This window comes from Bradyrhizobium sp. CCGUVB23, assembly GCF_024199885.1.
GTDB lineage: Bacteria > Pseudomonadota > Alphaproteobacteria > Rhizobiales > Xanthobacteraceae > Bradyrhizobium.
The window spans coordinates 3,541,177-3,565,783 of the sequence record NZ_JANADQ010000001.1 but is presented as its reverse complement, the minus strand read 5'-3'; the positions used below and the strand labels follow the sequence as shown (position 1 = coordinate 3,565,783).

At 65.2% G+C, this 24,607-nt stretch carries 17 protein-coding genes; 6 read left to right on the top strand and 11 right to left on the bottom strand.

The window, feature by feature from the left end; all coding sequences use genetic code 11:
- Window positions 1-160: 160 nt before the first annotated feature.
- Window positions 161-298: a hypothetical protein gene (locus NLN62_RS16240; protein WP_254109388.1), complete on the bottom strand. Its 138-nt coding sequence runs from the start codon at window positions 296-298 to the stop codon at window positions 161-163.
- 118 nt (window positions 299-416) lie between these two features.
- Entirely contained in the window at window positions 417-1,532 is a 1,116-nt protein-coding gene (locus NLN62_RS16235; RefSeq protein WP_254109386.1) for a lactonase family protein, read from the bottom strand.
- Window positions 1,533-2,257: 725 nt separating this feature from the next.
- Here NLN62_RS16235 and NLN62_RS16230 point away from each other — a divergent pair.
- Window positions 2,258-4,357 carry a methyl-accepting chemotaxis protein gene (locus NLN62_RS16230; RefSeq protein WP_254109384.1) on the top strand — a complete coding sequence of 700 codons (2,100 nt, stop codon included), beginning with the start codon at window positions 2,258-2,260 and terminating at the stop codon, window positions 4,355-4,357.
- Window positions 4,358-4,527: 170 nt separating this feature from the next.
- Here NLN62_RS16230 and NLN62_RS16225 read toward each other — a convergent pair whose 3' ends face one another.
- Window positions 4,528-4,884 (bottom strand): hypothetical protein, encoded by a 357-nt coding sequence (locus NLN62_RS16225; protein WP_027526374.1) that lies wholly within the window; start codon window positions 4,882-4,884, stop codon window positions 4,528-4,530.
- A 293-nt stretch (window positions 4,885-5,177) separates the two neighbouring features.
- Between NLN62_RS16225 and NLN62_RS16220 the strand changes: the two genes are divergently transcribed.
- Both NLN62_RS16220 and NLN62_RS16215 read left to right on the top strand, forming a co-directional pair.
- Window positions 5,178-6,164, top strand: coding sequence for a LysM peptidoglycan-binding domain-containing protein (locus tag NLN62_RS16220; RefSeq protein ID WP_027526373.1), 987 nt, complete (start codon window positions 5,178-5,180; stop codon window positions 6,162-6,164).
- Between the two features lie 151 nt (window positions 6,165-6,315).
- The gene (locus tag NLN62_RS16215) at window positions 6,316-7,572 is read left to right on the top strand and encodes a Spy/CpxP family protein refolding chaperone (RefSeq protein WP_027526372.1); all 1,257 of its coding nucleotides are present in this window, start codon (window positions 6,316-6,318) and stop codon (window positions 7,570-7,572) included.
- 29 nt (window positions 7,573-7,601) lie between these two features.
- On the opposite strand, the gene NLN62_RS16210 is transcribed toward NLN62_RS16215, so the two are convergent.
- The 3 genes from NLN62_RS16210 to NLN62_RS16200 all read right to left on the bottom strand — a co-directional run bounded on the left by NLN62_RS16210 (window position 7,602) and on the right by NLN62_RS16200 (window position 13,475).
- A complete protein-coding gene (locus tag NLN62_RS16210) occupies window positions 7,602-8,477 on the bottom strand; it encodes a hypothetical protein (protein ID WP_254109382.1) in 876 nt (291 codons plus the stop codon).
- Window positions 8,478-8,784: 307 nt separating this feature from the next.
- Window positions 8,785-11,232: an adenylate/guanylate cyclase domain-containing protein gene (locus tag NLN62_RS16205; protein ID WP_027526370.1), complete on the bottom strand. Its 2,448-nt coding sequence runs from the start codon at window positions 11,230-11,232 to the stop codon at window positions 8,785-8,787.
- Window positions 11,233-11,441: 209 nt separating this feature from the next.
- Complete coding sequence (locus NLN62_RS16200; RefSeq protein ID WP_254109380.1) at window positions 11,442-13,475, bottom strand: AsmA family protein; 2,034 nt, start codon at window positions 13,473-13,475, stop codon at window positions 11,442-11,444.
- Window positions 13,476-13,730: 255 nt separating this feature from the next.
- Here NLN62_RS16200 and NLN62_RS16195 point away from each other — a divergent pair, with 255 nt between their 5' ends.
- Window positions 13,731-14,405 (top strand): Crp/Fnr family transcriptional regulator, encoded by a 675-nt coding sequence (locus NLN62_RS16195; protein ID WP_027526368.1) that lies wholly within the window; start codon window positions 13,731-13,733, stop codon window positions 14,403-14,405.
- A gap of 13 nt (window positions 14,406-14,418) precedes the next feature.
- Here NLN62_RS16195 and NLN62_RS16190 read toward each other — a convergent pair whose 3' ends face one another.
- The 4 genes from NLN62_RS16190 to NLN62_RS16175 all read right to left on the bottom strand — a co-directional run bounded on the left by NLN62_RS16190 (window position 14,419) and on the right by NLN62_RS16175 (window position 21,052).
- Window positions 14,419-17,583, bottom strand: coding sequence for an efflux RND transporter permease subunit (locus NLN62_RS16190; protein WP_027526367.1), 3,165 nt, complete (start codon window positions 17,581-17,583; stop codon window positions 14,419-14,421).
- Complete coding sequence (locus tag NLN62_RS16185) at window positions 17,583-18,512, bottom strand: efflux RND transporter periplasmic adaptor subunit (RefSeq protein ID WP_254109378.1); 930 nt, start codon at window positions 18,510-18,512, stop codon at window positions 17,583-17,585. The genes NLN62_RS16190 and NLN62_RS16185 overlap by 1 nt, the downstream gene beginning before the upstream one ends.
- 158 nt (window positions 18,513-18,670) lie before the next feature.
- Window positions 18,671-19,345, bottom strand: coding sequence for an OmpA family protein (locus tag NLN62_RS16180; protein WP_027526365.1), 675 nt, complete (start codon window positions 19,343-19,345; stop codon window positions 18,671-18,673).
- A gap of 123 nt (window positions 19,346-19,468) precedes the next feature.
- The gene (locus NLN62_RS16175) at window positions 19,469-21,052 is read right to left on the bottom strand and encodes a caspase family protein (protein WP_254109376.1); all 1,584 of its coding nucleotides are present in this window, start codon (window positions 21,050-21,052) and stop codon (window positions 19,469-19,471) included.
- Window positions 21,053-21,413: 361 nt separating this feature from the next.
- Between NLN62_RS16175 and NLN62_RS16170 the strand changes: the two genes are divergently transcribed.
- The gene (locus NLN62_RS16170; RefSeq protein ID WP_254109374.1) at window positions 21,414-22,220 is read left to right on the top strand and encodes an N-acyl homoserine lactonase family protein; all 807 of its coding nucleotides are present in this window, start codon (window positions 21,414-21,416) and stop codon (window positions 22,218-22,220) included.
- 121 nt (window positions 22,221-22,341) lie between these two features.
- Here NLN62_RS16170 and NLN62_RS16165 read toward each other — a convergent pair whose 3' ends face one another.
- A complete protein-coding gene (locus NLN62_RS16165) occupies window positions 22,342-22,878 on the bottom strand; it encodes a MarR family winged helix-turn-helix transcriptional regulator (protein WP_027526361.1) in 537 nt (178 codons plus the stop codon).
- A 110-nt stretch (window positions 22,879-22,988) separates the two neighbouring features.
- Between NLN62_RS16165 and NLN62_RS16160 the strand changes: the two genes are divergently transcribed.
- A complete protein-coding gene (locus tag NLN62_RS16160; RefSeq protein WP_254109373.1) occupies window positions 22,989-24,602 on the top strand; it encodes an FAD-dependent oxidoreductase in 1,614 nt (537 codons plus the stop codon).
- Window positions 24,603-24,607 lie beyond the last annotated feature (5 nt).

The following is a 24,607-nucleotide window of genomic DNA, read 5'->3' as shown; positions in this document are numbered from 1 at the left end:
TAATCCACGGGATCAAACGCTTCACTCGATAGCAGATGGCGGGGGCACAGACCATGGCGCCCCCGGTGCCCAGGCAGGAGCAAATGCCGCAGGCGCGTCCACGGCAAGCCCTTGATTAGTCGCGGGATTGAAGATCAGGTTCGGCGCCTGGTGCCATCCGTCAGCCGCGGCGTTCGCCGAGCAGCCTGCCCGTGGTGCGATTGATCAGGTGCAGGCGCGCACACGCCGGACACATGACCGAGTCGTGCGTATCCTTGGCATCCGTCGGCTCGGCCATGAGCCGATGCTGAACGTTCATGCCGGTCTGCGGGCATTTGAAGACAATATGACGATCCATTGCGTGCCGGAGTATGACGGCAGCGAGCCGCGACCGAAACTACGGATGATTGCGTAGGTCGGTCGCGGCTCCCGCACACTTACGGCAGCGTGACGAACTCCACCCAGTTCGGCTTCTTGCCGGTCGGATAGGACTTCAGCTTGGTTAACGCGCCGCTGGCCTGGTCGATCGCGTAGACCGACATGCCGTCGGACAATTCGCCGACGGCGGCGAGATAGCGGCTGGTGGGATCGATGTTGAAGCCGCGCGGCTGCTTCTCGGTCGGCACGGTACCAACCGTGGCGAGCTTGCCGCTTGCCGGATCGATCTTGTAGGCGGTCAGCGTGTTGGTGGTCCGCTCCGAGGCGTAGAGGAAGCGGCCGTCGGGCGCGACGTGGATGTCGGCGGCCCAGGGTTTGCCGGTGAAGCCTTCGGGCAGCGCGGTGGTCCGCTGGATCTCGCTCCACCCGCCGGTCTTGGCGTCATAGCTGAACGCGGCGACGTCGCCGTTCAGCTCGTGGATGAGATAGACGTATTTGCCGTTGGGGTGGAAAACGAAGTGCCGGGGACCTGATTTCTCGGGCACCTTGTGGACCGGCGGATCGCTCGGCGTCAGCTCGCCGGTGGCGGCGTTGAATGCAAAGGCCAGCACCTGGTCGGAGCCGAGATTGGTCGCAAACGCAAAGTGGTTGTCGGGCGAGGGGATGAAGGCATGCGCATTCAGTCCCGTCGGGATGACCTGCTTGGGCTCGCCGACGACGCCGGTATCGAGCAGCGGATTGAGCGCGACCTTGTTGCCGCCATAGGAGGCGCTGAGCACGAACTTGCCGGTACGGTCGGTCATGACATACGCCATGCTGTCGGCGAGCGGCCCGTTGCCGATGTGCTTGAGCGTGCCGGTCTTCTGATCGATGGCAAAGCTCACGGCCGAGAACGGCTGCGAGCGCACGCCGGCGATCAGCACGCGGTGATCGGGCGTCACTGCCAGCGGCGTCGAGGAGCCTGGCTTCTCGATGCCTGCGAAAGGCGCGGTCTGCACCGGGCTCATCTCGCCCTTGTCGTCGATGCGGAAGACCGAGATGTCGTTGCTGTCGGCATTGCCGACATAGGCAAATGTGTCGGCCATGCCGGCGCTTGCTCCAAGGTGGGTGGCGAGGACGACGGCGCATGCCGCAAGCGGCAGTTGCAGGGCAGTACGGCGGGTCGGTCGGGACATCAGGCTTCCTCCAGCTTTCCAAAATCGCCCTTGCCGTCCGGCATGGCTTCTCTTGGTTGCCGGCGAGGATACAGGCCTCCCTGCCATTCCGCCAAAATCCAGTTTGGATCGATCGATGTCGAAATTGTATCGATTGGGCGCCGCAAAGCCGGCCAGCCTAAATTTCCGCCACGCCCAAAAACCAGCCGGCGCGATGAAGACGTGGTGGCAAAGCATCGCACCGATCAAACCGACCGGAGGCCGCCGCCGACCAACAAGTGACAGTTCGGCAAGATATTGGCTCCAAGATGCTGGTCGAAGAGTTGGTGCAAGAATTGGTGCAAGAATTGGTGCAGGAATTGGTTCTTGGGTGCGCCGACACGCCGCAGCAGAAGAGGAACGGCATCGTCGCCCGGCTGTTCTAGAATTGCTGCTTGCGGCGGGAGGCTTTTGCGGAGGCTGACGTGTTTTGGATTTATTGGGACACCGCCTGGTCGATCATCATCAGCGGCATCATGTTCGCGACCATCGTCGCGCATCCCGATGCCGAGTTCGCGGAAGTGCGCGGGGCCGAACGCTCCTGAAGGTCGGCGCTGGGTCCGGGGCGTGTCCTCCGTAGTTCTGCGGAGTTTGCCCTTCCGCGCGCCTTCATCCGATGCGACGGCCTTTGCCGGTATCGAGGTGAACCAAATCTTAGGAGCGCGACGGTAATTTTCTGCATCTTTTTTAGAGGATGCGGCCCCGCAATGAAATTGTTCGGCAATCCCTCCATACGTTCGGTTCTCGGCGCCATCATCGGCATCCTCGGCCTGTTTCTGATCGCCCAGCTCGCGACCGGGCTCTATGGCGCCGTCGAGCGCAACGCCGCGGCGCAGAAGCTCGATCGTTATGCCGGCACCGACCAGCAGCTGTTTGCGACCCTGCTCGGCTTTCGCCTGGAGCGTGGCACCTTCCTGTCGGCGCTGCTCGCGGAGGGGCCGGCCAACGCCAATGCCGACAACCGCATCGCCACCAACCGGCAATTGTCGGAAGCCGCCTATAAGAGCGTGCTCGAGCGTCTCGAGGGCGTGACCGATTCCCGTCTCGCCAGTGCCCTGAGCAGGCTGGTCGCGATCCATGACACACTCGTGCCGCTTCGGCCCAAGGCGGAAGCTGCCATCCACCAGCCGAAATCCAGTCGTGACGCCAAGGTCGCCGACGATTTCCGCAAGACCGCCCAGGATTATCTCGACGGCATTCTGGCGTTGACGGGCGAGCTCGAGAATGCGCTGAAGCTCGGCGATCCCGTGGTCGATCACCTCCTGGGGGTGAAGCAGTCGGCCTGGGCGGCGCGCAATTTCGGCGGCCTGGTCGCGATCCGCCTGGAAGCCGCGGCGGCCAGCGCAAAACCCTGGAGCGCCGCCGACATGGTCGGCGCCGCCGAGGATACCGGCCGTGCCAAGCAGGCCTGGAGCCAGGTGCTGGATGCAGCCGGCCGCGCTGACGCGCCCGCCAGCCTCACCGATGTGGTCGCGCGCTCGAAGCAGGGCGAAGCCGCGGCCATGGTCGAGCGCCAGCAGGGTTTCATCAAGGCGCTGAGCAACAACCAGACGATCGACATCAAGATCGAGGATCTCTCCAAGCTCAACACCGCCATCCTCAACTCCAGCGTCGAGGCTGGTCAGGTCGCGCTTGCCGAGATGGTCGCGCGTGCCGGGCAGCAGATGGCCTCGGCGAAGTGGAGCCTGGTGTTCAACGGCGCGATGATGCTGGTCGCGCTCGCCATCACCGTGTTCGGCTTCATCCTCGTCAACCGCCGCGTCAGCGTCCCGATCCGGAAATTGACCCAGGCGATGCGTTCGCTTGCCGAGCGCGACTATGCGATCGAGCTCGCCGGCATCGAGCGTGGCGACGAGATCGGCGAGATGTCGCGTGCGGTGTCCGTCTTCAGGGAGAACATGATCACGGGTGATCGCCTCGCCGAGGAGCAGGCGGCCGAGCAGGGCCGGAAGGAGCGGCGCCAGCTTGCCGTCGAGCGGCTGATCGGAGAGTTCGAGAAGACCGTGACGGAATCGCTGCATACGCTCGCCTCGGCGTCCGGCGAGCTGAACGCCACCGCGCAGTCGATGTCGTCGACCGCCGAGCAGGGCTCGTCGAAAGCGGCCTCCGTTGCGTCCCTGTCGGGCGACGCGTCGTCCAATGTGCAGACGGTTGCCGCCGCCACGGAAGAGCTGTCGGCCTCGATCGCCGAGATCAGCCGCCAGGTTGCGGAATCCTCGAGCATTGCCGGGGCTGCTGCGGCGGAAGCCGATCGCACCAATGGCGAGGTGCAGGCGCTCGCGGACGCCGCCCAACGCATCGGCGATGTCGTCGAACTGATCACGGGCATTGCCGAACAGACCAACCTGCTGGCGCTCAACGCCACCATCGAGGCCGCGCGCGCCGGCGAAGCGGGCCGCGGCTTTGCCGTGGTCGCAGCCGAGGTGAAGAATCTCGCCACGCAAACCGCGAAGGCGACCGAGGAGATCACCGGCCAGGTTGCCGCTATCCAGGGCGCGACGCGCTCGTCCGTGACCGCGATCCAGTCGATCGGCACCACCATCCAGCGCGTCAACGAGATCGCGGCCGCGATCGCCGCTGCCGTCGAGGAGCAGGGCGCCGCCACACGTGAGATCGCCCGCAACGTGCAGCAGGCCTCCCAGGGCACCACGGAGGTTTCACGTCACATCTCCGGCGTCTCGCAGGCTGCCGGCCAGACGGGTGCGGCCGCCGGCGAGGTGCTCGATTCCGCCAAGATGCTGTCGCGCCTGTCGGACGATCTGAAGCGCGAGGTCAACCGCTTCGTCGAAGATCTCAGGGCGGCGTAGCTCGACTCCGCTCCGCTCTCTGTGCCCCGGATGCTGCGCAGCGCGCCGCCCTTCGCGGCGTGATGGGTTGCTGATCCTGGGCCCACACCGAACTGCAACGCTAGGTCCCGGTTCAGCAGCGCATCGTTGCACGCTGCGCTGCTGAACCGGGACACGAGAGTCCCAACTCCTCACGTCATGCTGCCAGGCATGAAGCAGCGGATCAGCGTGCGGCCGTTGACGTAGTACGGCCAGACCATGGTGCGACCGGCGCGGTTCGGCTCGGTGATGACGGTGTCGTCGGGCACCTCGACCCACATACCCTCAAGACGAACGCGGTAATGGCCGTCCCTCGTGTCCCAGTCGGCATCGGCTACCGCGGTGCCGTCGGCATCCGCGCAGCACGGTCCGCCGCCTTTGCTGTGCAGGCTTTCGAACCAGCCTTTGAGGGGGGAATTCGCAAACCGGCCGTCGTCGCGGCCTTGTGCGGGGGCGCAGATCAGAGCAAGCGCCGCAACGAGAGGGAGTAATCGATAGCCGACAGACATCCTTTCGCCTCTTGAGTTTCGCACGCAAAAAACCGTCCGGCCCCGAAGGCCCGGTGCGCACGTGATGCAGTTTCCGCTGACACCCACCGGCCGGATTGTTCCGCCATCAGCGATTGCGACAACCCGCGGGTTGAAGGTTTGATCCTATTTGGGAACGCGTACCATTGCGGCCCTATCGGTCAGAAGCTGTGACCGATTGCGGATGATCGAATTGCCAGCTTGATGCGCGCGCGAATTGAGCGCAGTTTGCGGGCGTGATTTGTCGTGAAGGGCTGTAAGGGGCGTTGGGATTCATGGTGATCGCATCGAAGGCGACAGTTGCCGTTTGCTCGCTCCTGCTGGTTGCGGCCGGCGGTGCCGCGATCGTCGTCGGCACTGGCGGGCTGTGGCAGGCGTTGCGCGGCGGGCCCGAGGTCAAGGTCGCCGACGGCAAGGCCAAGGTCGAATCCAAGCCGGAAGCCGGGACGGCGCTCGCCGCGCCGCCCACATTCCTGCCGCCGGGCGCGCCGTCCGTCGCACCGTCAGCGGCGCCCAGCAATGACGTCGCCACTGCCCTCGGCAAAGCCCAGACCGCGCTTGCCGATCTGCCGACGCCAACGGCTCCGTCGCCGGCCGCTAGCGAGGAGACCGGGCCGCGTTTCGATGTCGCCCGCGTCGATGAGGACGGCGAGGCGGTGATTGCCGGCCGCGCCGCGCCGGGCGCACGCGTCGAACTGCTACGCGATGGCGAGAGCCATGCTTCCGCGGTCGCCGACGCATCCGGCCTCTTCGTGATGACGCCGCCAAAGTTGCCGCCGGGCAGTTACAAGCTCAGCCTGCAATCGACGGCGCCGGACGGGAGCGTTTCGAAATCGAGAACCGACGTCCCCGTGACGCTGAACGCCATGGCCCAGCCGCCGCGCGCTGCACAAGCGCGTACCGATGTCGCCAAGGTTGCGAAAGAAACGCCCGCCAAAGAAACTTCCAAGGAATCGTCCAAGGAAACGTCTGCCAAGGATGACAGCTCGGCCGCGCCGCCGAGCACCGCACAATCCGTTTTGGCGCTCGCCACCGCACCGCCCGTCGAGAAGGGTCCGTTGCGCTCGAAGGGGGAGTCGACGGGTTCGATTACCTCGAGCCGCATCGTCATCCGGGGCGACAGCCTCTGGCAGATCAGCCGCCGCGCCTACGGCGACGGCCTCAGCTACGCCCTGATCTACAACGCCAATCGCGACAAGATCCACAACCCCGACCGGATCTATCCCGGCCAGACATTCGTCTTGCCGCGCAAGGCAAGGTGAGGGTTCTCGATCCCGCAAATTGCAGGGTGGGTGACCTGAGCGCGGGAACTTTCTGTTCTACCGCGCGTCATTGACGTTGTGACGAGATGCGGCTTGACGCAGGGACTTGACGCAGGGACTTGGCGCGGAGGAGGGAGCCAAGGTGACCATCATGTCGAAATCCCGCCGGGGAATTGCGGCCGCGGGGATCGCGCTGGTCACACTCGCGATGCTGCCTGACGTGGCCGAGGCCGGCTTCGGCCTGCGGATCGGCGGTCCTCTCGGCGTCGCGCGCTTCGCGATGGGCCGGATGCTCGGCGTTGCCGGCATCCGCCACATGCGCATGTCCTCGCGGCACGGCCGTGTCCGGATGGCCGCGCTGCGCCCGCAGGATCTCCGCTCTGCCGCGGACGCCGTGCGCCCGACCGTTCGGGCGCAGCTCACGGCGGTTGCGGCGCTCGCCGGCTGGCGCGGCGGCCGCGCCGAGCAGGGCTGGTGGCAGCACGCCGACGGCACCTATGGCTGGGTCGGCCCGCTGTTCTGGCCGTTCGCCGATGACGACATCACCGACTTCACCATGCGCGGCGATGGCACCGCACTGTGGGCCTATGGCTATGGCGATATCTATGCCGCGATCTTCGCGCCCTATGCCCCGACCGAGCTCGCCGCCTATACGGCGCCCGGCCGCCGTCACCGCAGGGTCCCCGAGCTCCAACAGCTCTGCGACACCGGCGATGCCGTCGGCCTTCCCGTCGATGCGATCCTGCGCACGGTGCAGCCGAACGAAGTTCAGCGCGCCGGCCTCGACGAGCTCGTCAGCGCCTGGGGCGCTGCGGGTGCGACCATCCGCGGCTCCTGCCCGACCGAGGCGGCCGCCAATGCGCTCGATCGCTTCGCGCTGATGCAGCGTCGCCTCGAGGCGATGATCAACGCAGTGGATGCGGTCGCGCCGCGGCTTGCAAAATTCTACGGCCTGCTCGACGACGAGCAGAAGTCGCGCCTCAACGCGCTCGGCAAGGACAGTCGCGCGAATGCTGCCGAGACCAAGCGCAAGGAGATGCAGGCCGCAGCCTGCAAGGCGCCCGCTGAGCCGCAGAGCGATGAGCAGGCCCAGCGCCAGTACGAGCAGCTCGTCAAGCAGCAATGGCCAGCGGACGACATCGCGACCGCTCTTCGCCTCGACGACACCAAGCGCGCCGCGCTGGAGGTGCTGCAAGACACCACGATGGGCACCATGGAAGCGTTGCTCCCCTGTCCGCCGCAGAACCTGCGCACCCCGCAAGCCCGCCTCCAGGCCGTGAAAGCGCGGTTGGATAGCATGCTCGAGGCGGTGAAGAGCGTCGGCGATGCGCTCGACGATTTCGAGTGGGGCCTCACCGACGAGCAGAAGGCGCAGTTCGAGGCGATGGGGCTGAAGCGGGGCGTGTGAGCGGCGAAGAGCGGTGTGCGGTGCCTGCGCTAACCGCACGCCCAGTCGAACTTCATATCCCTGAAATCGAGCTGCGCATTGCCGCCGCCGAAATTGTAGCCGCCGAAATATTCCTCGAACTCGACGTAGAACGGGCTCATCTCCGGCAGGGCCTGGCAGGGCCGCATGGTGCCGCCGATGTGATTCTGGGCGTGGTCCTTGACCCAGTCATGCAGGCGGAAATTTTCTCGGCGTGTCTCGCCGCCGACATAGTAGTAGTAGGGCTGATAGCCTGTCGGCTCGCCGCGATGTCTGAAGTCGTCGCGCGGCGCCTTGCCGGCATTGGGGTCGGTCGCGCGCGGTTTTGCGACAATCGCGCGGTTCTCGGCGAGCACAGCGCGCGGCGGCCTCGCAAACAACTTCGACGTACAGCCGGTACGGCTGTCCGCCAATTCGTCGAAGGCAGCCGCTCCGCCGACAGCGAGCCAGCGAGGCCGTTCGAAAGTCGCAAGGTTCGAGGGCTCGGGGGGTGTCGCGAACGCGCCGTCATATTCGGCTTGCGTGAGCAACAGGGCTGCGTATTCGTATTCGAGAACATCCTTCATGCGAAACGTGCGCGGATGTGCGGGCAGTGCTGCGATCGCCTCGCGGAATTCAGGATCGTAGGGCGGGCCGCCGTCATTGTGGTCAAGGGCGGGCGCGAAGAACGACAGCGCGACGATGCCCCCGCCATGCACGCGATAGTCGGGAGGCAAGAGAAGCGTGAAACCGTGCATCAGCGGATAGCCGGAGACGGGATCGAGCGGCCACTGCTCGCTCGTGATGCCCGGCGGCAGGCCGAACACCCAGCCGCTATCGCTCTGCCGATCGACGGCGCGATCCAGCATCTGCAAATCATACGCGCGCGAAGGCGGGGCAAGCGTCACGGTCGTCTCCATGCAAACTTGAGCCTCGTCGCTGAGGCGATGGTTAGTCGTGGGAAGGAGGGATGTGGTTCGTGGGAGGGGTGGCGGAAATCTCATAGTGCCACTGCGGAAGGTGGTGCACCGATCTCAGCCGTCGTCCTGGCGAAAGCCAGGACCCATAACCACAGGGAGAAATTTGGCGAAGACTATTCGTTCGGTACTACGACCATCCGCGATTGATAGATTCCGCGGTATGGGTCCTGGCTTTCGCCAGGACGACGCTGGGGCATGTCCTTGCGCTCCTCACGGCTGAAGGAGCCGCAATAGCTCACATCCTGCGCCGCGCCGCCGATGCATCCACGACGTTGTCGACTTCCTCGCGCCAGCTCAAGATCTCCATTGCGAGCACGGGATGATTGAAGCCCTTGAGCTGGAGATCGTCGAGCGGGCGGGCTTCAACCCAGGGCTCGACGATGCCATAAACGCGCCGCGCCACCACGACCTGGCCGGCCGTGGCCTCGTCGCATAGCCGCGAGGCGAGATTGGTGACGCTGCCGATCGCGGCATATTCCAGGCGCTGCTCGAAGCCGATCTGGCCGAGCGTGGCATAGCCGAGCGCGACGCCGACGCCGAAGCCGAGCGAATGGCCGCGGTTCTTCCACTTCTCGGTCAGCTTGCCGATCGTATCGCGCATCTCGACGGCCATCTTCACCGCGCGCTTGGTGTGGTCGGCAAATTGGATCGGCGCATTGAACAGGATCATCACGCCGTCGCCGGCAAAGCGGTCGAGCGTGCCTTCGTAGCGGTGGATCAATTCGCCGAGCGCTGCGTGATATTCGCGCAGCACGTTCATTGCCTCTTCCGGCTCGGTCGCCTCGGTGAACGAGGTGAAGCCGCGCAGGTCGCAGAACACGACTGTGACCTCGCGGCGGTGGCTGTCGAGCAGCGCATCGTGGCCGTCGGAGGAGGCGATGAGCTGCGCGACCTGCGGAGCGAGGAAGCGCTCGAGGCGCTTGATGCGTCCGATCTCCCCGAGCTGCTTCTCGACGCGCTCTTCCAGGGAGCGATTCCAGTTGCGGAGCTGCTCGGTCTGCTCCTGCAACTTTGCCGCCTGCTGCTGCACGGTCTCATGAGCGGCCGCAAGCTCGCGGCCCTTGTGGTCGACCTCGGTGAACAGGCGCGCATTGCGCATCGCCAGCACCGCCTGATGCGCGAAGGTGCGCATCAATCCGGTGAGGCTGCTTGCGAACTCGCCGCTCGCCCGGCGCAGCACCACCAGCGAGCCGAGCGTGCCCTGCTGGTCGACCAGGGGCACCACGAGCACGGAATGGAAGCCGGCGTTGACGGCGACGTCGCGCAATGGCTGCCTGGTCGCCTCATCGAGATCGGGAAGCGCGATCGGCTCGCCGCTCCGCGCGGCTTCGCCGAGCGGGCTCGCGCCCTCGTCGATGGTGATGTGCGCGCCTTCGACCGACTTGTCGATGCCGTTGGCCTCGACCAGGTTGAACTGGTGCTTGTCGGCATCGTAACCGTAGATCAAGACTGCGTCGGCCTGGCTGATCTCGAGCGCGCGGGCGGCAATCGTCGGCAAGACAGCATCGAGATCGAGCGAGGAGGCGACGGCGCGGCCGACTTCTTCGAGGACCTTAAGCTCGTTGATGGACTGCGCGAGGTCACGCGTGCGCGCTTCGACCTTGGTCTCCAGGCTCGAATAGGTCTCCTGAATCTGGTTCGCCATGCTGTTGAACTGATTTGCCAGTCCCTCCAGCTCATCGGAGGTGCGCACGTCGATGCGGTGGCTGAAATCGCCCTCGCCGAGCCGGTGCGCGCCGGCGCTGAGCGCGGTGATCGGGATCAGCATGCGACGCGCCAGAAGCGTGCCGGCGAGGATCGCGACCAGCAGGCCCATGCCGATCAGGAGTCCGATCCGCACCAGCTGGTCGCGGATCGGCGTCAGCGCCTGCGCAGTCGGCTGCTCGAACAGCACCGTCCAGCCGAGCTTTGGCACCTCGCTTGTGGCCGTCAGCACCGCATGGCCGTTGAAGTCGGCGCCGGAGGACGCGCCGTCGCGGTCGGAGGCGAGCGCGGCTGCGACCTGCGGCAGCTTCGAAAGGTCGGCGGCGACTTCCGGCCCCTTCGACGATGCTGCCAGCACTCTGCCATGCGGGTCGACCACATAGGCAAACGCAACCTTCCCGACCTGGGCGTCGGACAGGAAGTCGGCGAGGAAGCCGAGGTCGACCTCGGCCAGCGTGACGCCGGGCTTGAAGCCGGAATGCGCGACCGAGATCGATATGAACGGCTCCTGGTCGACGAAATGGGCCGGCGTGTAACTGGTGCCGCGGGCGACGGCGTCGGTGAAGCGCGTGTCGCGCGCGTAGTCCGTGCTGCTGCCGCTGGAGACCGCGGCGCGCGAGACGCGCTGCACCACCTTGCCCTCGCCGTCGAGCTGGGTGAGCCGGCTTACGGCCGAGACCTGGTTCAGGAGCTGGACATAGTCGGCGCGGCGCTTCTCGATGGTGTCCTGCGAGGCGCGCGTCACCCAGCTGATCTGGCGCTCGAGATCGGACATCGATTGCTCGATACGCTTGGAGACGGCTTGCGCTTTCTCCTCGAGGCCATCGGTCAGACTTGTCCTGGTGGCGCGATAAGAGATCCAGGTCTCCATCGCGCCGTTGACCGCGAGCACGAACACGACGAGGCCGACGAGGGAGACGACATATTTGGCGAACAGGCCCTCGCGGAAAAACCAGGTCTTGTCTCTCGCTCCCGCCATCCAGATCCTCACGCGCCACGGCCGATGCAGGGGCTGCCCGCCGTTCTAGCACAGTTCCGCCTGCACAACCGCCCAGGCTTGCCGGATATGGGCTAAGGCGCTGGCCGAACAGGAGATTAATTGTCGCTGCAAACCCAGCCCTTTCGGTTCCCTCTCCAGGGAGGGTAGGCCGGAAAAGACTATTCGAGGGACACGCGCCGCCGCAAAAATCACCGGTTAAACAGCTGGCGCAGCACGTCATTCATCGGCTGGCTATTTTGCTGCTCGGCGGACGGGTTGTCCTGGGCCGGCGGAGCGGGCGAGGCTTGCGGTGCCGGTTGGGTGGGCGATCCCGGCAGGCTCCGGCTGCGGCCGGTGCTGGTTCCGGGGGCGCCGCCGGACAGGCCCTGCTGGATCAGATTGCCGATCGCCTCGCCCAGCGACCCGCCGAGCGGATTGTTTTGCGACGGCTGTCCTTGCGGATTGGCGCTGCCGGCATTGTTTCCGTTTGGCGCAGTGCCGCCGAGACCGAGACTGCCCAGGATGTTGCCGAGGCTGGCGCCATCGGGGCCGAACAGGCCCTTGCCCATCTCGCGCAGCTTTGCGTAGGCAGCCTCCGGATTGTCGAGCACGCCCGCCATGTCCGGATAGATCTTTGGCTGCGACCAGGGGCCCTCGATCATCACGGGAATGCCGAAGCCGACGGGATCGGAGGTGCGGCCCTGGCCCTCGGTGGTCATCACCAGTTTCGGCTCGACGCGAAAACCCATCATCTTGGTGTCGAGCGCGATGGTGCCGGCGCCGGTCACGCGCACCAGCGGGCCGACGAGATTGAGATCGGTCGTCACCGCCTGCCCATTGTCGATGCGGAAGGAGGCGGAGAGCTGCGTCAGATCCGTGCTCTGCTCCTGGCTGTCCTGCCAGCCTGACAGTGTGGACGTGGTCAGCGAGCGGATCATCTGCGCGACATTGATGCCGCGTATGGCGCCGTCCTGGAAATTGGCGAACACCGTGCCCTGCATGTTGGCCATCAGGGCGCGCTGGCTGGTGCCTGCAGAGCGCACCGCGATCTTCGCTTGCAGCTTGCCGTCGAGCCGGTCGAAATCGGCGAGCCCCTTGAGCAACGGCAATGCGCGCACGCCGACCAGGTCGGAATGCATGGCAAAGCTCGGCGCGCCGCTGGTCGCATCCAAAATCACCTCGCCGGAGACCTGGCCGCCATAGGCGCCGAGATTGGCCGTACCGGCCTTCAGCACGCCGCCCGCGAGCTTTGCATCGAGCGCGAGAGGTGCGAAACGCGCTTCGCCGATGTTGGCCTCGGTCGCCGAGACCCGCATCTGCGCGTCGACATAGTTGAGTCCGGAGACGCTGATCGGCGCGTCGCTCCAGGGCTGACCGGCGGCGCCGTCGGCGGATTTCGACAGGGGAATGTCGAGCCGCTGGAAGTCGAGATCGAGCTTGACCAGCGGCTTGCTGGCGATGTCGACCGAGGCCCAACCGTTGAACGCGCCCTCGCCGAGCGTGCCGTTGATGCTATTGATCATCACGACCGAGTTGTTCAGCCGCGCCTCGGCGTGGCCGCTGAGCTGGGATTGCAGCAGGCTCGGCGCGTCGATGGCGAAGTCGAGCGGGATCGTCTGTCGCTCGACCGGCGCCGCAGGCGCCACTGCCTTGATGTCAAACTTGATGTCGTGATCGCCGGCCCGCGCCGTGCCCTTGAAATTGACCTTGCTATCGGCATTCACGGTCGCGTCCGCGTTGATCGCGCTGAGCCGGCTTTCGACACGGTCACGCGCGACCGAAAACGCCACTTCGCCGTCTGTGATGGTGACGTGCTTGATGCTGAACCCGCCTACGTCAAGCGGCACGGCCGGCTTCGGTGCGGAAGCACTCGTCGGCATGCGCTCGCGCAGCAGCGGCTGGTAGAGCACGGGGTGGGTGACGAGGAGATCGGAGATCCTCGGATGCCCCGACCACACGCTCGCCAGCGACATGTCGGCCTGAACGCTGTCGATGGTGAGGCGGCTGATGCCGGTGCGGTCCTTCGGATCCTGGAGCGTGAGGTCGCTCAGCGTCACGTTCAGTGTCGGCCACAGGCTGACCTTCGTGGTGCCCGCGATCGTCAGGCGGTAGCCGGTCGCGCTTTCCACCCGCGAGGTGATCGCCGAGGTCAGGAACCCGGAGGGGACACCGATCACCAGCAGAAGCGCGATGACGATGGTGAGGGCGGCGACCGCAGCGCCGGCGAATTTCACTGCTCTCATGTCGACTTTCCAAACGGTTGGCGGCGTCGAACCCGGCCGGGCCCGCTCACCCGTCCGTTGCCCGTCAGTTTATCCCGGGAGGGGAAACCGCTCCAAGCGGCCAAAAATAAACAAGGGGTGCTGCAAAATTATGTGACTTATGACACACTTCTCTCCGCGGGTTTTCCGCGACTCTGATGTTTGATGGTTCCAAGGGAATTGCCAAGGGGGGAATTGCCAAGGGGGGATTACCAAGGTCCTGCAAAGGAAATTGCAATGAGCAAACAGGCCGAATTTGCGGTCATTCTGAGAATGAATCCGATGTTCGTCGACCTCGGTGCAGACGAACTGCAGCGCTTGTCCAATCTCTGCCACACCCAGCATCTGGCGAATGGCGAAGTGCTGTTCCAGAAGGGGGACCCCGGCGATGCACTGTTCGGCGTCCGCCGCGGTCAGGTCCGCATTGAAACCGGCTCCTCCGACGGCAGCCGGCTGACGCTGAATTTCATGGGGCCGGGAGACCTGTTCGGCGAGGTCGCCGTGCTCGACGGCCAGAACCGCACGGCGGATGCGACCGCGGGCGAGGCCAGCGAGCTGTTCGTGCTGCGACGCGAGGATTTCCTCTCCTTCCTGGAACGCGAGCCGAAGGTCGCGATCAAGATCATCACGCTGCTGTGCCAGCGCATCCGCTGGCAGAGCGAGCGTATGGAAGAGTCCATGCTCCAGCCCCTGCCGGTGCGGCTTGCCCGCAGGCTTTGCGCACTGGCGGCCGATTTCGGTTCGGAGGTGCATATCTCGCAGGAGCAGCTCGGCGTCTTCGTCGGCGCCGCCCGCGAAAGCGTCAACCGTCAGCTCCAGGCCTGGCGCAAGGAAGCGATCCTGGACCTGCAGCGCGGTCGGATTCTGCTGAAGAACATGTCCAAGCTGACGTCGATTGCGAGGAATGAATAGGAGAAGGTAAATCCTACTCCGCCGCCGGGTGCACGATGCTCTTTGGCACCGGTGTTGCTTCAGCAGGTGCAGCCGTAACCGTCGGCGCACCATGGTGCTCGTCGGCGTCGGTATCGGCGCTGTGCACGATCAGCCGCTTGCCGAAGCGCCAGATCAGCGCGCCGATGTCATCCATCACCATGAACATCGCGGGCACGAAGACCAGCGACAGCACGGTCGAGAAGATCAGGCCGCCGATCACCGCAAGTGCCATCGGCGAGCGGAACTCGCCGCCGGCGCCGACCGCGAGTGCGCTCGGCATCATGCCGGCGACCATCGCGATCGTGGTCATCACGATCGGGCGGGCGCGCTTCATGCCGGCGTCGATCATGGCTTCGTCACGCGGCTTGCCTGCGCGGATTGCTTCGATCGCAAACTCGACCAGCATGATCGCGTTCTTGGTCACGATGCCCATCAGCATCAAAATGCCGATCCACACCGGCGTTGTGAGTTGCTTGCCGGTCACGAGCAGTGCCGCGATCGCGCCGCCGATCGAGAGCGGCAGCGAGAACAGGATGGTGATCGGCTGGAGGAAGGTGCCGAACAACAGCACCAGCACGGCATAGACCATCAGCAGGCCGGCGGTGATTGCAGTGGCAAAACCGTCCGACAGCTCGTTCAGGCTTTCGGCGTCGCCGGACGGGCTGACCCTCACGCCCTTCGGCAGGCTCTTCATCACCGGCAGCTCGTAGATCTTCCTGGTGGCATCGCCGAGCGCAGCGTGGCCGACGAGGTCGGCGGCTACGGTCGCCTGGCGTTCCCGGTCGTAGCGGTTGATGGTGGTCGGACCCTGGTCGAGCTTGACGTCGGCGATGACCGAGAGCGGTACGCCGCCCTTCTCTCCGTGCTCGCCGAGCGGCACCCGCAACTGTTCGAGGGTTTTCAAATTGCCGCGCGCGGCGTCCTCGAGCTGAACGCGGATCGGCACCAGACGGTCGCCGACGTCGAACTTCGCGAGCGCAGGTCCCACGTCGCCGATGGTCGCGACGCGGATGGTCTGCGACAGGATTTCGGTCGAGACGCCCAGTCGAGCCGCAAGCTCGGCGCGGGGCTCGATGCGCAGCTCGGGCCGCTCGAGCGCGGTTTCCGAGATCACGTCGGAGATGGTCGGGATCCGCTTCATCTGCGTCGCAAGCTCGCTCGCGACGTTGTTGACGATGTTGGCGTCGACGCCGGTGACGACCAGCGAGATTGCGCGCAGGCCGTTCTCGTCGAGGAACCAGAAGCGGATGTCCGGGATGTTTTCCAGCTCCCGGCCGATCGAAAACTCGAGCTCGCGCTGGGTGATCTTGCGGTCGTGCTTCGGCGTATAGTTGATGATCAGGGAGGCGCGCCGGACTTCCTGCGTGCCCGGCGGGACGCGGCCGCCGTCGACGAACACGCTCTTCACCTCGGGCCGCTTGCGCAGCTGCGCGACGATGTCCTCGGTTACCTTTTCGGTATAGGAGAGCTGGGTGCCCGGCGGCAGCTCGATCGCGAGCAGCGATCGTGCGCTGTCCTGCGCCGGCAGGAAGCCCTGCGGCAACAGCGTGATGCTCCAGATCGAGGCGGCGAAGATGCCGAAGCCGATCAGCACGGTGATGAAATAGTGCTTCACCGACCACGCCACGATCTTGTGGTAAGTGCGCAGCACGCGGCCGGGTGGCGGCTCCTCGTGATTGTGATGCTTGAGGAAATAGGCCGCCAGCATCGGGGTGACGAAGCGCGCGGCGAGCAGCGAGAAGAACACCTGCACCGAGACGGTGATGCCGAACTGCTTGAAGAACTGCCCGGCGATACCGGACATGAAGCTGGCGGGCGCAAAGATCGCGATGATCGTCAGCGAGATCGCGATGACCGCGAGCCCGATCTCGTCGGCGGCTTCCAGTGCGGCACGATAGGGCGATTTGCCCATGTTCATGTGCCGCACGATGTTCTCGATTTCGACGATGGCGTCGTCGACCAAGATGCCGGTCGACAGCGTGATGGCGAGGAAGCTGACGAGGTTGAGCGAGAAGCCGAGCAGGTCCATCGCCCAGAAGGCCGGGAAGATCGACAGCGGCAGCGAGATCGCGGCGATGATGGTGGCACGCAGGTCGCGCAGGAACAGCAGCACGATGATGACGGCAAGGATCGCGCCCTCGAAAAGGGTCGAGATCGCGGCCTCGTAGTTGCCCTTGGTGTATTCGACCGAGGTGTCGATCAGCTTCAGGTCGACGTCGGGATAGGCGATCTTGAGCGCATCGATGCGCTTCTGCACGGCGGCGGCGACCACCACGTCGCTGGCGCCCTTCGAGCGCTTGATGCCGAGGGCGACCACCGGCTCGCCGTTGAAGCGGGCGAAGGTGCGGCGATCGGCGATGGTGTCGGTGACAGTGCCGAGATCGTCGAGCCGGACCTCGCCGCCACCGAACAGCGGGATCATGGTGCCGGCCAGATCGCTCAGCGTCTTGGCGCCGGCCAGTGTCCGGATCGCCTGGTCGTTCTTGCCGATCTCGGCGCGGCCGCCGGCGACGTCGACATTGGTGCCGCGCAGGCTCTGGCTGACATTGACGGCGGTGAGGCCCATGGCCTGGAGCCGGTCAGGATCGAGCGAGACCAGAATCTCGCGCTCGACACCGCCGATGCGCTCGACCTGGGCGACGCCGCGCACGCCCTGCAGCGCGCGCTTGACCACGTCGTCGACGAAATAGGAGAGCTGTTCCGGCGTCTTGCCGGGCGAGATCGCGGCATAGGTGACGATCGGCAGGCCGATGACGTCGACGCGCTGGATCAAGGGCTCGGTGACGTTCTGCGGCAGGTTGGAGCGCACCCGCGTCACCGCGTCCTTGACGTCGTTCAGCGCGCGGTCGGTATTGGTCTCGAGCGCGAACTGGATCGTGGTCACCGACAGGCCGTCGGTGATCTGCGAAGTGATGTGCCGCACGCCCTCGACGCCGGAGACTGCGTCTTCAACTGTCTTGGTGACCTGCGACTCAAGCTCCGCAGGCGCAGCACCGAACTGCGACACTGCGACCGAGATCACGGGGATGTCGGCCGAAGGCAATCGCGTCACCGCGAGCTTGGTGAAGGACACCCAGCCCAGGATCAGGAGGATGATGGAAAAGACGACCGACGGCAGCGGATTGCGGATCGACCATGCCGAGATATTGAGAGCCATCAGCGTACTCGCGATCGATCGAGTTCATCGGCGAAGACTGTCTTGATCTGGTCGCCGTCATGGAGCGAAGAGCCGGCGTCGGCCACGACGATTTCGCCGACGTCGAGACCTTCCAGGATTTCGGTTGCGGTGTCGGACGTCAGCCCGACCCGCACCCGTCGCGTCTCGACCGTGTTTCCTTTGACCACCTGGACGGTGAGATGGTCAATGGCAGTCTTGGGAACCGCAACGCCGCAGCTGCGCTTGGCGTCGATGGAGGCGCGGGCAAACATGCCGACCTTCAGTGACGGATTGTTGGCAACGCTGATCCGGACGCGGCCGAGCTGCGTGGCGCGGTCGATCTCGGGCGAGACCAGCCGGACGCGCCCGATCAGGTCGGGGGCATCGTCCCGGCTGATCCGCACCGTCGCGCCGGGATTGAGTTTTGGCATATGCACGGCCGGCACCTGCGCATCGAGTTCGATCTCGCCGCCCACGGCGATGCGGAACATCGGGCCGGCCTGCGGCGAGGCCGGAGCGCCGACGACGGTGCGGACTTCGGTGACGAGGCCTGCTGCGGGCGCCTTGAGCGAGATCGGTCCTTGCGGTCCCGGTCGCGCCGGCTGGCCCGGCATCTGCGGAGGCGGGCTCAGCCGCGCCAGTTCCTGGTTCTCGGTGACGGTGGCACCTTCGGCGACGAAGAGGTCGGTGACGCGCGATCCTTCCTGGTCGGCGGTCACCACGGCCTCGCGGCGCGGCACGAAGAAGCCGGTCACGCGCACCAGATCGGAGAAGCAGGCATTGGTCGATTTCGTCACGACCACCACGGCGTCTCCGGGTGTTTCCTTTACCTCCGGGCGATGGCGGTTCTCGAACCAGTAATAACCGACGCCGAGCGCGACGATGAACAGCGCGGTTCCCGCAGGCTTGATATATTCGGTGATGTTCATCGCCGGATCATCCTGCCTGGCTCACGGCCCGCGAGCTCGCGGCCGCTATTGAAAGAGTTTCCCCGAAACGAAGCTGCGTCCCGCAGGGTTTGCGGGACGCGCATCGGACACTCGAATTTACAGACATTACGACCGGTCACCTGAACAATGTGCCGCCTTCACTTGGACGCGGTGGTCTTGTTTTCCATATTCACGACCTGCACCCGGCGATTGACCTCCGCCATCGGCTGGCTCGGATCCTTCAGCTTGCTCTTGCCATAGCCGACGGTGACGAGGTCGGCCGCGGGAATGCTATACTTGTCGACGAGGTAGCGCTTGATCGCGTCAGCGCGGCGCTCGGACAGGTCCTGGTTGTAGCCCTCGCCGCCAGCGGCGTCGGTGTGGCCGGCGACGACGAAGGTCGAGCCCTTGATGTCAGGATTGGTCAGCGCGCGGCCGAGCGCCTGCACGGACGGCATCGACTTGGCGCTGATGTTGGCCGAGTTGTAGTCGAAGGTGATCTCGAGATCGATATTCGGCTTGTCCTTGGCGGCGGTTGCGATTTCCTCGCGTTCGGTCACCGAGAGCGAGCGCGTGGCGCGGCCCCGCACGCTCTGGAGCAATTTGGTCTCGGCGGTGCTCGGCGCCGGATCGGTGGTTTGCGGTCCGATCGAGAGGCCGCGCGTCAGGGGCTTCTTCGGCGGCGCCAGCGCTCGCACGATCTGGTCCTCGGTGACGTTGTTGCCGGTGTCCTTGTCGTCGCCTGCGAATGCGCTCGATAGCGGCAGCGTCAGCGCGGCGCCGATCGTGAGGATCGAGAGGATCGCGGTCACGCCCTTTGCAGCCAATCTCATTGCCAGTCCCTCCTGCAAAAAAATCCTGCAACAAGCCCGGACGGGCCCTTGCGTCATCCTTGCGTTGGTCTCCGCGGGGCTCTCGGGGGTTCGAGGCGCGGCGCCCCGAATCTCAAAAAAATATCAACGTACTCCGTAACTTGCGAACTCCTGGCCGATGTTCGGATCCATCGCCTTGGCGTTCGCAATGTCCAGCGCGCCTTCCGAGGCCGAGCCGTTGCGCTGCTTGGCAAGCCCTCGCCCATAGAGCGATGAGGTCAGGCGCGGGTTGATCTTCAGCGCCGCATCGAAATCTGCAATGGCGTTCTTCACCGCCCCCGATTTCAGGTTGACCAGGCCGCGGCTGTCCAGCGCATCGACGAAGTTCGGGCGCAGCCGCAGGGCCTCGTTGCAATCCTTCAGTGCGCCCTGGAGGTCGCCGATCACGGTGCGGGTCCAGCAGCGGTTGTTCAGGGCTTCGACGTCCTTGGGATTGATCCGGATCGTGTCGTCGAAATCCTTGATCGCAAGGTTATAGGCGCCCTTGCTGGCATAGACCTGACCGCGCCGGTAGAGCGCGTTCACGTCGTCGGGGTTGGCCGCAATCTTGGCGGTCAGGCTCTTGATGGTCGGATCGTCGGCCAGCGCGGCCTGGCTCGGCCCAGTGTCGGTGTTGCCGCCGATATTGGGGCTGGTGCCGACGTCGGCCGGCTTCACTGGCGGCTGCGTCGCGGGAATCGCCGCATCAACCTGCGGTTTCGGTGATGGCGCAGGGGCTGGCGCGGGAGAAGGCGCAGGTGCGGGAGGCGGCGCTACATTCGCTTCGACCTGCGGCTTCGGCGGCGCCGGCGCAGCCGGAGTTTGGACGGGTGTCGGCGCGGGCGGCGGGTTGTTTGCAACCACCGGCGGTGTGGGGGCGGGTGGGGCCGGCGGCGGCGTGGCCGGCTGCGCCGTGGCGGTCGGCCGCGATCCGCCGGCGCCGGGAATGAAGGAGAAATCCTCGGCTAGCGAGGACGAGATCCACGGCACCTGCTCGTTTCGCGAGGCGCGGGTGACGCCCATCTTGGTGCGGTTCAGCGTTTCCTCCGCCATCAGGTCGGGGACGCGGATTTCCTTCAAAAGTTCCTGGACGAACAGGCTGCGGTCACCGCCGCCATCCGAGGTCACCGAGCTCAAGGCGGCCGAATACATCACCAGCGTGCCGTTCGGCGCGATCACCGGCGCGAGGCCCGCGGAGAAGCTGCGGAACCGCCGCTCGAACGGGTTGCGCCTGGAGGCATCGATCAGCGCGATCTTGACGCCGGCGCCGCGAGTATTGATCTCGCCGAGCACTGTCTCGATGCTGAAACCGTCACGGCGCACGTCGGACTCGGTCCAGATCTGGGCGTCGACCGGGATCATGTAGCTCTGGCGTGCCGACTGGATGCCGAAGCCGCTGTAGAAGATCAGCACGACCGCGCCCGGCTTGATCTTGCCATAGAGCTTGTCGAAGGCGCGGCGCATGCCGTCGCCAGTCAGGTTCTCGCCGACATCGACGGTAAAGCCGTCATGCTTGAGCTCGTCGGCGACGTCGCGTGCGTCGGTGATCGGCTCCTTCAGCGGGCTGTCGGCGTCCGGATATTTGGCATTGCCGATGACCAGCGCATAGCGGTCGCCGGCGGCAAAGGATGGAGCGGTCAGGACGACCAAGAACATCAAGAGCAGAAGCGAAAGAAAGCGAATCTTCATAACGAGCGCGGTCCAGCCAAAAAGGCGCCGTTCGCGAGCTTTGCGCCGCGGCGACCTTAACTTACGCAATTTGCATTATCAAACCGGGGGGTGGGGGCGTCAACCGCTTGGAGAACAGGCATTATCGCGACAATTGACCGCGACGTCGCGGGAAAGATGGGAGGGACGAAAGCGGCTGTCACGGCATCGCTCGATCGGAGGGGGGCCCGGCGGGAACACCTCTTAGCGCGTCCATCGCGACAAAAATGTGATCGGTCTCACATGCGGGCCGGGCGAAAGGCGGCGTTTGACCTTTGCGTCCGGCGATGGCTTGCTGCTCGCGACCGCTCTTTAGGCTCCCCTCAACGAAAAAAGTGCAACCATGGGAAACCTCTACGAAGTCTACGCGCTGCGCTACGCGACGATGTCGCCCCGCACCCCCCACATGAACTTCCTGTCGCCGGACCCGCACGATAGCACCGCGCAGGATCTCGACTATTTCGTCTGGCTGATCCGCGGGGGCGGCCGCGATATCCTGGTCGATACCGGGTTCAACGCCGAGGAAGCCACCTTGCGCGCCCGCAAGCTGACGCTCAATCCGGTCGACGCGCTCGAGCATTTTGGCGTCAAGGCCTCAGCCATTGCCGACATCATCGTGACGCATCTGCACTACGACCACGCCGGCAATCTCGATCGCTTTCCGCATGCGCGTTTCCATCTGCAGGAGCGCGAGATGGCTTACGCGACGGGCCGCTGCATGTGCAACGGCTTATTGCGACATCCGTTCTCGGTCGAGCACGTCACGCAGATGGTGCGCCATGTCTATGGCGAGCGCGTCGGCTTCTATTCCGGCGACGGCGAGGTCGCGCCGGGCGTGACCGTGCACCGCGTCGGCGGTCATTCCGACGGTTTGCAGGTCGTCAGGGTCGAGACCGCGCGCGGGCCAGTGGTGCTCGCCTCCGACGCGGCGCACTACTACGCCAATCTGCAGCGGCGCAGCCCGTTCCCGATCGTCTACAACGTCGGCGACATGGCCGCAGGCTGGGAGACGATCGAGCGCCTCGCCGGCCATCCCGATCGCTTCATCCCCGGCCACGATCCGCTGGTCACCGAGATCTATCCGCGCGCGAGCGACAGCGTCGACGCCTGGGCGCTACATCTGCCACCGATGAAGTCGTTCGTGAAGTGACGACCTAGCCGTCATTCCGGGGCGCGCGTAGAGCGAACCGGAATTTATTCATCCGCGCAACCGGTGGCGCGATGGATTCCGGGTTCGCCGCAGTCGCGGCGCCCCGGAATGACAAGGCAGACTAATACGCCTGCTTCGCGTCCGCCTCTTCGCTGGTCTGGATCAGGTCGAGGCTCTGCTCGATCTTGCCGAGCAGCGCCGACAATTGCTTGCGCTCTTGCGCGGAGAGGCAGCTGAGGATCTCGTCCTCCCGCCGCAACAGTTGCGGAAACAGCTCTTCATAGAGCGCGCGGCCCTTCTTGGTGAGTTGCAGGCGGAATTCGCGGCGGTCGGCTTCGTTCTCGACGCGCTCGATCAGGTCGGCATGTAGCAGCGCGGTCACCGCGCGGCTGATCGTGGATTTATGCGTGCGGGTGCATTGCGAGATGAACTGCGCGCTACAGGCATCGTTGCGGAAGCCGAGCGTGGCGAGCACGCGCCAGGCCGGAATGTCGAGCCCGTGCTGCTCCTGATATTCGACCGCGAGTGCGGAACTCACTTCCGCCGCCAGGCGATTCAGACGGAACGGCACGAATTTGAAAAGATCGAGCCGCGCCTTCGGCGACGCCTCGTTCGCGTCCTTCGCCTTCAGCGCGGCTTCGCTGGATGTCCTCGCCAAAAAATCGCTCCGAATGCCAGTTGACGGACGGCGGCGGCCGGTCCAAGATAGTTGCACGTGAGACTATCTAGCAGATAAGTCCCCTCCTGACCAGAGCGAAAGGTTAGCGCATGGCGCAGGCAAAAACCCAGTTCGGCTATCGCCGCCACCCGGACCAGGATCGCCCCGGCCAGACTCCGGCCGAGCATGCGATCGTGGTGGTGGGCGCGGGGCCGGTCGGGTTGTCGCTCGCGATCGATCTGGCGCAGCGCGGCCAGCGCGTGGTGCTGCTGGACGATGCCGACCGGATCGGCGAGGGCTCGCGCGCGATCTGCTTCTCGAAACGCTCGCTGGAATATTGGGACCGGCTCGGCGTCGGCGACCGCATGGTCGAAAAGGGCGTGGTGTGGAGCGTCGGCAGGATCTTCCACGGCGAGTCCCAGCTCTACCAGTTCAACCTCTTGCCGGAAGAGGGGCACAAGCGGCCCGCCTTCATCAATCTCCAGCAATATTATGCGGAAGCTTATCTCGTCGATCGCATCAACGATCTGCCGGAGATCGACCTGCGCTGGTGCAACAAGGTGACGGCGCTCGAGCAACGCAACGATTCCGCCCTGCTGACGATCGAGACGCCCGAAGGCGCCTATCGCCTCTCCGCGCAATACGTTATCGCCTGCGACGGTGCGCGCTCCTCGCTGCGGCAGATGGTCGGTGCGGACTTCGCCGGTCAGGTGTTCGAGGATCAATTCCTGATCGCCGACGTCAAGATGACCGCGGAATTCCCGACCGAGCGCTGGTTCTGGTTCGATCCGCCGTTCCATGCGGGACGTTCGGCGCTCTTGCACAAGCAGCCGGATGACGTCTGGCGCATCGACCTCCAGCTCAATCGCTATGCCGACCCTGGCGTCGAGAAGAAGCCGGAAAACGTGCGGCCGCGGATTGCGCGCATGCTCGGGCACGACAAGTTCGATTTCGAATGGATCTCGCTCTACAAATTCCAGTGCCGGCGCATGGACCGCTTTATCCATGGCCGCGTGATCTTTGCCGGCGACTCCGCGCACCAGGTCTCGCCCTTCGGCGCGCGCGGCGCCAACTCGGGACTTGAGGACGCAGAGAATCTCTCCTGGAAGCTCGATCGGGTGCTGCGCGGCCAATCGCCGGCGACCTTGCTCGAGAGCTACCACGTCGAGCGCAGCATGGCGGCGGACGAGAACATCCGCGAATCGACCCGCTCGACGGACTTCATGGCGCCGAACTCGCACCAGGAGGCGCGGCTGCGCAAGGCGGTGCTGTCGCTGGCGAAAGAGACCGAGTTCGGCAAGCGCATGGTCAATGGCGGCCGGCTCTCGGTGCCTTGTAGTTACAACTCGCCGCTGTCCTCGGCCGACGTGGAGACGTGGAACGGTGGCCCGCGGCCCGGCTGTTCCATGCTGGATGCGCCGGTCAGGACGCGTGCGGGGGAGGGCGCCTATTTGACCGATATGTTCCGCAAGGGCGGAACGCAATTTGCCGTGCTCGGGTTTGGCAATGGTGCGGCGATCGAGCTGCCCGGCGACGTGAAGGACATCCGCGTCGGCGGCGAAGGCGGACTGGTCGACCCCGGCGGGCTCGCCGCAAAGCGCTACGACGCCGGGTCTGACACGGCCTATCTGCTGCGGCCCGATGGCTACGTCGCGGCACGCTTTCGTCATCCGACAAAGGCGATGGTCGCAGCGGCATTGTCGCGCGCCCAAGGCTTGAATTGAACAAG

Coding starts and splice junctions, on each gene's coding strand:
- NLN62_RS16240 (WP_254109388.1), bottom strand. CDS start 298: ATGAACGTTCAGCATCGGCTCATGGCCGAGCCGACGGATGCCAAGGAT.
- NLN62_RS16235 (WP_254109386.1), bottom strand. CDS start 1,532: ATGTCCCGACCGACCCGCCGTACTGCCCTGCAACTGCCGCTTGCGGCA.
- NLN62_RS16230 (WP_254109384.1), top strand. CDS start 2,258: ATGAAATTGTTCGGCAATCCCTCCATACGTTCGGTTCTCGGCGCCATC.
- NLN62_RS16225 (WP_027526374.1), bottom strand. CDS start 4,884: ATGTCTGTCGGCTATCGATTACTCCCTCTCGTTGCGGCGCTTGCTCTG.
- NLN62_RS16220 (WP_027526373.1), top strand. CDS start 5,178: ATGGTGATCGCATCGAAGGCGACAGTTGCCGTTTGCTCGCTCCTGCTG.
- NLN62_RS16215 (WP_027526372.1), top strand. CDS start 6,316: ATGTCGAAATCCCGCCGGGGAATTGCGGCCGCGGGGATCGCGCTGGTC.
- NLN62_RS16205 (WP_027526370.1), bottom strand. CDS start 11,232: ATGGCGGGAGCGAGAGACAAGACCTGGTTTTTCCGCGAGGGCCTGTTC.
- NLN62_RS16200 (WP_254109380.1), bottom strand. CDS start 13,475: ATGAGAGCAGTGAAATTCGCCGGCGCTGCGGTCGCCGCCCTCACCATC.
- NLN62_RS16195 (WP_027526368.1), top strand. CDS start 13,731: ATGAGCAAACAGGCCGAATTTGCGGTCATTCTGAGAATGAATCCGATG.
- NLN62_RS16190 (WP_027526367.1), bottom strand. CDS start 17,583: ATGGCTCTCAATATCTCGGCATGGTCGATCCGCAATCCGCTGCCGTCG.
- NLN62_RS16185 (WP_254109378.1), bottom strand. CDS start 18,512: ATGAACATCACCGAATATATCAAGCCTGCGGGAACCGCGCTGTTCATC.
- NLN62_RS16180 (WP_027526365.1), bottom strand. CDS start 19,345: ATGAGATTGGCTGCAAAGGGCGTGACCGCGATCCTCTCGATCCTCACG.
- NLN62_RS16175 (WP_254109376.1), bottom strand. CDS start 21,052: ATGAAGATTCGCTTTCTTTCGCTTCTGCTCTTGATGTTCTTGGTCGTC.
- NLN62_RS16170 (WP_254109374.1), top strand. CDS start 21,414: ATGGGAAACCTCTACGAAGTCTACGCGCTGCGCTACGCGACGATGTCG.
- NLN62_RS16160 (WP_254109373.1), top strand. CDS start 22,989: ATGGCGCAGGCAAAAACCCAGTTCGGCTATCGCCGCCACCCGGACCAG.